Annotated in this window: 8 protein-coding genes; 4 read left to right on the top strand and 4 right to left on the bottom strand. The window is 40.1% G+C overall.

Annotated features, from left to right (window positions below; all coding sequences use genetic code 11):
* Positions 1 to 202 precede the first annotated feature (202 nt).
* From ACIQCO_RS21605 to ACIQCO_RS21595, 3 genes are all read right to left on the bottom strand, one after another.
* On the bottom strand, positions 203 to 1,009 hold the full coding sequence (locus ACIQCO_RS21605; RefSeq protein WP_400432450.1) for a DUF4386 domain-containing protein: 807 nt from the start codon (positions 1,007 to 1,009) through the stop codon (positions 203 to 205).
* A 252-nt stretch (positions 1,010 to 1,261) separates the two neighbouring features.
* A complete protein-coding gene (locus ACIQCO_RS21600) occupies positions 1,262 to 1,486 on the bottom strand; it encodes a helix-turn-helix transcriptional regulator (protein ID WP_066094271.1) in 225 nt (74 codons plus the stop codon).
* A 2-nt stretch (positions 1,487 to 1,488) separates the two neighbouring features.
* Complete coding sequence (locus ACIQCO_RS21595) at positions 1,489 to 1,935, bottom strand: hypothetical protein (protein ID WP_400432447.1); 447 nt, start codon at positions 1,933 to 1,935, stop codon at positions 1,489 to 1,491.
* Positions 1,936 to 2,174: 239 nt separating this feature from the next.
* Between ACIQCO_RS21595 and ACIQCO_RS21590 the strand changes: the two genes are divergently transcribed.
* The 4 genes from ACIQCO_RS21590 to ACIQCO_RS21575 all read left to right on the top strand — a co-directional run bounded on the left by ACIQCO_RS21590 (position 2,175) and on the right by ACIQCO_RS21575 (position 5,777).
* On the top strand, positions 2,175 to 2,816 hold the full coding sequence (locus ACIQCO_RS21590; protein ID WP_400432444.1) for a TetR/AcrR family transcriptional regulator: 642 nt from the start codon (positions 2,175 to 2,177) through the stop codon (positions 2,814 to 2,816).
* 84 nt (positions 2,817 to 2,900) lie between these two features.
* Complete coding sequence (locus ACIQCO_RS21585) at positions 2,901 to 3,812, top strand: ABC transporter ATP-binding protein (protein ID WP_400432441.1); 912 nt, start codon at positions 2,901 to 2,903, stop codon at positions 3,810 to 3,812.
* Complete coding sequence (locus tag ACIQCO_RS21580; protein ID WP_400432438.1) at positions 3,805 to 4,650, top strand: ABC transporter permease subunit; 846 nt, start codon at positions 3,805 to 3,807, stop codon at positions 4,648 to 4,650. The genes ACIQCO_RS21585 and ACIQCO_RS21580 overlap by 8 nt, the downstream gene beginning before the upstream one ends.
* Positions 4,651 to 4,850: 200 nt before the next feature.
* On the top strand, positions 4,851 to 5,777 hold the full coding sequence (locus ACIQCO_RS21575) for an alpha/beta hydrolase family protein (RefSeq protein WP_400432435.1): 927 nt from the start codon (positions 4,851 to 4,853) through the stop codon (positions 5,775 to 5,777).
* A gap of 118 nt (positions 5,778 to 5,895) precedes the next feature.
* Here the strand turns inward: ACIQCO_RS21575 and ahpF are convergent, their stop codons facing one another.
* Entirely contained in the window at positions 5,896 to 7,425 is a 1,530-nt protein-coding gene (gene ahpF / locus ACIQCO_RS21570; protein WP_400432432.1) for an alkyl hydroperoxide reductase subunit F, read from the bottom strand.
* Positions 7,426 to 7,430: the final 5 nt, after the last annotated feature.

Here is a 7,430-nt window from a genome sequence, read left to right as displayed (position 1 = left end):
ACATTCTAAATAACTTTTCCATACCCCTATTATACTACCAAATTAATCCACATGTCTATATATGTCTATATTTATTGAAACTGCTAAAAACCCTTTTCGCATCTATTATTTCAAATTTTCAACTTTCTCCTCTTTTGTGTAACACCAACCTTAAACTAGGAACAATAATAACACTAGTGCTTCCATCTTATTTAGGCGTGTGCTACTCGTTGCTTTGTTTTCTTGAAGATATGGACGCTATTGCAGAATCATTGAATCCTTTCATAATGAGCCATACTGCTAAAATCATCTCATTGGCTGCTACGGGCAGTGCCAAAATAGCACCCCAAACAGAAATTTGTTGAATGACACCGAACATAACTAACAAGGAACAAAGAAAAACAAGTGCTGCACCTGTCATACCCAAGATAGGGATAAACCTGGGTACGAGCTTGGATTTATAAAATATATAACTGTACATCATTGTATTGATGCCTAGCATGAAAAGAGGACCAAGCATAAATGTCCAGTCATGTATGGCTTTTAATAAAATTCCTGAAGCCTGAAAAGAGGAGGAATCCGGGGCACCGGCTGCAGCAAATTCCTGGCTTAAGGTCAAAAGGGACATTACGCTGATTATGCCAACAGTAATGATAATTGCTTCAAGAAACCTGAAGCAAACATGCCATAGAGCGATCGTTTCATTATATTTTCTTAAAATGGGAAACATCGTCGTTGCCGTACCAATCGCTGAAACGACAAGCATTAACTCCATAACCGCTCCCAATATCACTTGGTTGGCGTGTTTGGAGCCATTAATCAAGTAATCGGGACCCTTTAGGATCGGATCATATAAGGTAAGACCAATTACCGCCGTAACGGCTGCAAGTAAAAACAGGACTCCGACAATCCTTGCTGCTTTTTTCACAGATAGGGAGGTATAACCTTTCCTATCACGCATAAGTGCAACTACGCCTCTGTCTTCGCCTAACGGCTCGCCAATCTGCATGTTTTCTTTATTTGAATTCATCTTTTTATCCCCTTTTTAATAAGGCTGTGTTAAAGAATATTGTTGATTTTGAACACAATGTTGATTGGAGTGGAAGGCGCGAGACTCCTGCGGGAGCAGCGGGACAGGTGAGACCCCGCAGGCGCTTTAGCGCCGAGGAGGCTCACCGCCCGCCCCGCGGAAAGCGAAGCGCCTGGAACGGAAATCAACAGCCAAGTTTAACAGAGCCTTTAATAAATTCAAAAACGGTAAAGCAAAAAACAATCCGAGTTCTTACTTCTTGGTGTTTTCTCCATAAAAGAATACCTCTTCCAACGGTAAGTTAAAGGCGTGTGCTATCCGAAAAGCCAATTCTAGAGATGGGGAGTAGTTTCCCTTTTCGAGAGCCACGATTGTTTGTCTTGTTACACCTGCCTTGTCAGCCAATTGCTGCTGAGTCATTTCATCATGGTTGAATCGTAATTTTCTGATATGATTGCCGACAAGATTTTTTCCCATTGTTAAACTCCTTTCCGATAGTGATAAAGTTTTGTAACGGAGCCAGTCACATCGGATACGAATCCTGAAGTGATTAAAATTAAGAACATCAACTGTGATGGCTGAGAGATGACCAGCGATCCCATTGCAAGAAGAAAGCCGATGATAAACATAAAAAAGGAATTTCTATTCGCTTTCAGAGCAATTAACTTATCCAGTTCATCTTCAAAAGATGGTTTTTTCTCATTGGTCGTTATTCTAAAGACGATGTTAAAAATAATGCTGATGATGATGTGAGCGACGATTGAAACCAAAGTCAAGATGAGGACGAAGGAACCCCAAAAGCGATAGGTTTCGGTCGCATCCAGCCCCCCTTGGGGATAATGCGGGTACATGTATAAACAAAAAGATCCGAAAATGAGGATAGCACTGATCAACGATACGATGCTTTTCTTTTCTTGATAAGTCATTTTCCACACCCTCTTTCCATTTACTTTCACTTAGAGTGAAGTTTGTTATACATAATGTAAAATAAACTATACATCAAGTCAAGTATAATTTACAAAAATGGGCAGAATATCATTTTAGAGCATATAGTGCCGACCTTTGAAGAGATGTGGCTGATTTTAAATATATTGAATATTGAAAATGAACCTCATGTCATTTATTATTATAGATAGAGAATTCATTGATAGGAAGTGATAGGGTTATGCCGAAAGTGTCCGATGAACACAAGGAGCTTCGGATTCAACAAATTCTGCTGGCAGCATCTGCGGTATTCAAAAGTAAAGGGTATGAACGAGCGACATTGAAGGATATTGTTGAGGAAGCAGGGATGAGCCGGGGATGGATCTATTTATATTTCAAGGATAAAACAACTATTTTCCTTGCTTTAATTGATTATTTAGATGCGCAGCTAGAGGAGCGGATATCGACCTTATTAAAAGAAAATAAAGGGACCGCCTACGGGGCATTAATAAGTTATTTTCAAGAGACTAGCCAATCGATTGATCGTCTTGAAGACAGCGTTGTACCTGCCATCTATGAGTTTTGTACCACAGGCTGGAGAGAGCAGCGAGTGCGTGATTATTTTGAGAAACGATATATTCGTGTGACTGCGATATTTATTAATGTAATTAGTAAGGGGGTGGAAAATGGGGAATTCAAACCAACCCGATCTGTCGATGAAATTGTGAAATATATGATTTCTAGTCTTGACGGTATTATGCTGCATAGTTTGGCGTTTGGTTCACAACAAATTAATGCGGTGCAGCAAGTTAACCTCTTGATTAATCAGTTAATGGAAATGCTCTCAGTAAATTTTTTAAAGATAATGGAAAAAAATTCTTGAAAATGAACTCCGTGCCATTTATGATTAATGACATGGAGTTCATTTATTTTTTTCGGGTAGTGATTGGTAAAGGGGGTTTTTGATATGGCAAATGACATCATTAAAGTGGAAGGTTTATGTAAAGAAATGAAAGGCAAGGAAATCGTGAAAAATGTATCATTTTCAGTGAAGGAGGGAAGTATCACAGGACTTCTCGGTCCAAACGGATCTGGAAAAACAACCATCATCCGATTGTTAAGCGGGGTCATTGAGCCTTCAAGTGGAGACATCCGGGTAATGGGTCACAATCCATTAACAAATGGGGAGGAAATTAGGAAGAATTCAGGCATTGTCACTGAAACTGCTAATTTATATGAAGAAATGACAGCTTGGGAGAATCTAATGTTTTTCTCTAAAATTTACGGCGTCCATGATTCAAAAAGAGCAGAAGCACTGCTGATAGCGTTCGGTATGTGGGAGCATAAGGACAGTACGATAAGTACCTTTTCTACAGGAATGAAGAAACGTGTTACCCTTGCTAAAGCTCTGCTTCAAAAACCAAGAATCCTATTTTTAGATGAGCCTACAAACGGACTGGATCCCGAAGGAATTCATCTCGTTCTCAGCTATCTGAAAGCACTGTGTGAGAAAGAAGGTGTTACGGTAATTATCTGTTCCCACGTGCTGCAACAACTCGAGGGTATTTGCGATACGTATCTGTTTATCAAACACGGTGTATTAATGGAAGGCGGTTCGATGGAAGAAATTGAAAAGCGCCACCTCAAAAAAATACGTGTAGACGTCGTAACGGGGTTAACGGTGAAGGAAACAGTCTTCGCTGGTTATCCGTTTCAAACAATCCGAAAGAATACATTAAGATTTGAGCTGAATAGCAAGGAAGACATCTCTCCACTACTTGCTGCATTGCTTAAAAGGACATGGGTTTATAGTTGCACACTTATAAATAATACGTTAGAAGATTATTATTTTCTCATCGGAGGTGGAATCAATGAATAAGGAAATGATCAAGGCAATTGCTCTTAAAGACATAAACATAGTAATGAAAAGCTCGAAAACATGGGTGCCGATCTTTGTCGTTACATTTTTATTTTGTGTCCTGTTTCCTGCCATTCTTGCCTATCTTGGTTTTCGTACTGAGATTATTTCAGGAGAAACCGATGGGGATATTAAGAAAATGACCGAAAAAGTAATGGGAATGCTGTCGGCCGGGGAGATGAAGGACACGTTGCTCGCGCTGGGCAGCACAGGAAAACAGCTCTCGTATTACTTTTTAAATTTCACTTTTATCTCATTATTTTTAATGGTTGCAGTCATAAATTCCACAGTGACTTCAACCAGTAGTTTTGCGACGGAGAAAGAGAGAGGGACGCTGGAAACTTTGCTGTTTTCGCCTATTTCTATTCGAGATCTGTTTATCGGGAAAACGATGGCTTCGTTTCTCCCAACACTTGGAATCACTTATGCGGCCTATATTGTATGCGTTGTCATTGTCAATGCCATTACCTATCCGGTATATTCCAAACTAATTATGTTCAATGAGATGTGGTTTGTGATGATGTTCTGGGTCACCCCGGCTCTCATTTTACTCGTCATTTTGTTCAATGTGTTGGTTTCAGCACGATCGAAAACACTGCAAGAAGCCCAGCAGCTTGGAGGAATCATTATTCTTCCCGCAGTAGGTTTCGTTATTTCTCAAACGGCTGGTCTTTTTTTACTAACGGTATGGATTTGTTTTCTGATTGGCTTGTTTTTGTTTGGCATGGTCGCCCTTTTGTTAGTCTTAACCGCTAAATACAATAATCGCAATGTCTTGTTTGAGAGTCAAATTCGATAGAAAAGGAGCATGTATATGGATACGCAACGAGTAAGGTACCCAAACCAACGAATAGCCGGTCTTTGGTTTATCTGGATGTTGCAGGGACATTCGTTATCATGTTCGTTGGTCTTTTCATGAGGATTTAATAATATAAATAGTAGTATTGTACTAGATAAAAAGAAGTGTATTGAAAAAAGTAGGAAGCGGAGGTAAACGCATTGGCTGATGAAAAAATTGTAATAGGCTCTGAAACCAAGTACCCACTCAATGGAATATTGACAATTCCTAATGAAATGAATGGTTCAGTGCCTGCCGTTGTATTGGTTCACGGATCTGGTCCAAGTAATATGGACGGGAAAGTCGGGAATAACTTCCTTTTTAAAGAATTTGCCAACGGTTTGTCGGAAAAAGGTATTGCCGTGCTGCGTTATGACAAGAGAACATTTGTATACGGTAAAGAGATGAAAAACGATACTGGATTATCAGTTAAAGAAGAAACAATTGAAGATGCCGTCCTTGCAGCAAACTTCTTACGAAATGATTCGCGTATTGATTCGACCAAAATATTTATTATCGGTCATAGTTTTGGAGGGATGTTAGCTCCCCGTATTGATGCAGAAGGTGGAAATTTTACAGGAATTATCATTATGGCCGGCTCTCCACGAAAATTAGAAGAAATTATGATGGACCAAAATAACGATGTTATAAACTCGGTGAATAAATTGGTGAAAATAATCGCTAAGAAACAGGTAGCAGCTTTATCGTCCAAGTTTGATAACATTTATAATCTAAGTGATGATGAGGCACAATCTACTAAAGTTTTGGGGAAAAACCTCAGAGCTTACTATTTTAAAGAAATGGGTGAACATCCATCCAGTCATTATCTTAAAGATTTAGAAAAACCGGTTTTAATCATGCAAGGCGAAAAAGATGTCCAATCAACAGTGGAAAGGGATTTTGAAGTTTACAAAAATATCATGGATGGAAAGCCAAATGCAACATTTAAACTTTATCCTAACTTGAATCATTTGTTTATGCCATCTATTTATGGTGAAATCCTAAAAGTTCAAAAAGAGTATAAGGTTGCACAAAATATCGATAGACAAGTGATAAATGATATGTGCGAATGGATCCTTTCAGTTTAGTTATAGATCGTTTCAAAATCAAAAGGTAGAAGAGTGCTTTCCGCTCTTCTACCTTTTTTTATGTTATGGAACTTAATAATCCTCTTCTCACGGTAACCAGTCTTGGTATGTGCGTTCGTTAATTTCTGATTAGATAATCGAATGCACCTAAGGCTGCGGTAGCACCTGAACCCATTGAAATAATGATTTGCTTATAGGCGCTATCTGTACAGTCACCTGCAGCAAACACACCAGGGATGGTGGTAGCTCCATGCTTATCGACCACGATTTCACCCATTCTCGTGCGTTCAATCGTTTCGTCTAACCAATCGGTATTTGGTACAAGACCAATCTGAACAAATACACCTTGTAATTCAATATGATGCCCTAAGCCTGTTTCACGGTCAATGTAGGTAATACCGTTTACTTTGTCGGTACCGGTAATTTCTTTTGTTTGAGCATTCTTGATGACCGTTACATTTGGAAGGCTGTAAAGGCGATCTTGCAGGACAGAATCAGCTTTCAATTCTGGGGCAAATTCAATAACCGTTACATGCTTCACAATGCCTGCGAGGTCAATAGCTGCCTCAATACCGGAATTACCGCCGCCAATAACGGCTACATGCTTTCCTGTAAATAGCGGACCGTCACAGTGAGGACAGTAGGCTACGCCTTTGTTCTTAAACTCTGCTTCGCCAGGAACACCGACATTACGCCAGCGGGCACCTGTTGAAAGGATAACGGTTTTGCTTTTTAGAACAGCGCCGTTTTCCAATTCGATTTCGATGAGATCCTTCTTTTCTAAGCGCTTGGCACGCTGTAAATTCATGACATCAACAGCATATTCTTTTACATGTTCTTCAAGGCTTGCTGCAAGTTTTGGACCTTCTGTTTGCTTTACGCTAATAAAGTTTTCGATGCCGAGAGTATCCATAACCTGACCGCCAAAGCGTTCAGCCACGATGCCTGTACGAATGCCTTTACGTGCTGCATAGATGGCCGCACTTGCACCCGCCGGCCCGCCGCCAACCACAAGGACATCAAATGGATCTTTATCAGCAAACTCTGATGCATCCGGAGCACTGCTGACTTTTGCAAGAATTTCCTCGAGTGACATCCGGCCGCTGCCAAATGAATCCCCATTTAGGAACACCGTTGGTACTGCCATGATGTTTTTACTCTCTACTTCTTCTTTAAAAGCCGCTCCATCAATCATGGTATGGGTGATGTCAGGATTAAGAATGCTCATCAAGTTTAGTGCTTGTACAACATCAGGACAGTTGTGGCAGCTCAAGCTGATGTAAGATTCAAAGTGATATTCACCCTTAATGCTTTTAATTTGATCAATGACCTTTTGTTCAACCTTCGGAGCTCTTCCGCTCACCTGTAAAAGAGCCAAAACTAAAGAAGTAAATTCGTGACCAAGCGGAACACCGGCAAAAGTTACCCCAGTGTCTTCCCCGATACGGTTTACACTAAAGCTCGGTGTCTTCTGTAATTGTGCATGTTCAACCTTAATATGGGATGACATGGTGGCTAATTCATCCACTAGAGCCACCATGTCACGAGAAACGTCATCAGAACCTGCGCTGACTTTAAGCAGGACATCGCCCTCCAACAATTGAAGATATTGGGCTAATTGTGCTTTAATATCTGCATCTAGTATCATTTGAT

The sequence above is a fragment of the Neobacillus sp. NPDC093127 genome (genome assembly GCF_044754175.1).
In the GTDB taxonomy this organism is placed as follows: domain Bacteria; phylum Bacillota; class Bacilli; order Bacillales; family Cytobacillaceae; genus Neobacillus.
This window is presented reverse-complemented; position numbering and strand designations above follow the sequence as displayed.

What these genes read in the sequence shown, in the direction of transcription:
- ACIQCO_RS21605 (WP_400432450.1), bottom strand. Translation starts at nt 1,009, where the DNA reads ATGAATTCAAATAAAGAAAACATGCAGATTGGCGAGCCGTTAGGCGAA.
- ACIQCO_RS21600 (WP_066094271.1), bottom strand. Translation starts at nt 1,486, where the DNA reads ATGGGAAAAAATCTTGTCGGCAATCATATCAGAAAATTACGATTCAAC.
- ACIQCO_RS21595 (WP_400432447.1), bottom strand. Translation starts at nt 1,935, where the DNA reads ATGACTTATCAAGAAAAGAAAAGCATCGTATCGTTGATCAGTGCTATC.
- ACIQCO_RS21590 (WP_400432444.1), top strand. Translation starts at nt 2,175, where the DNA reads ATGCCGAAAGTGTCCGATGAACACAAGGAGCTTCGGATTCAACAAATT.
- ACIQCO_RS21585 (WP_400432441.1), top strand. Translation starts at nt 2,901, where the DNA reads ATGGCAAATGACATCATTAAAGTGGAAGGTTTATGTAAAGAAATGAAA.
- ACIQCO_RS21580 (WP_400432438.1), top strand. Translation starts at nt 3,805, where the DNA reads ATGAATAAGGAAATGATCAAGGCAATTGCTCTTAAAGACATAAACATA.
- ahpF (WP_400432432.1), bottom strand. Translation starts at nt 7,425, where the DNA reads ATGATACTAGATGCAGATATTAAAGCACAATTAGCCCAATATCTTCAA.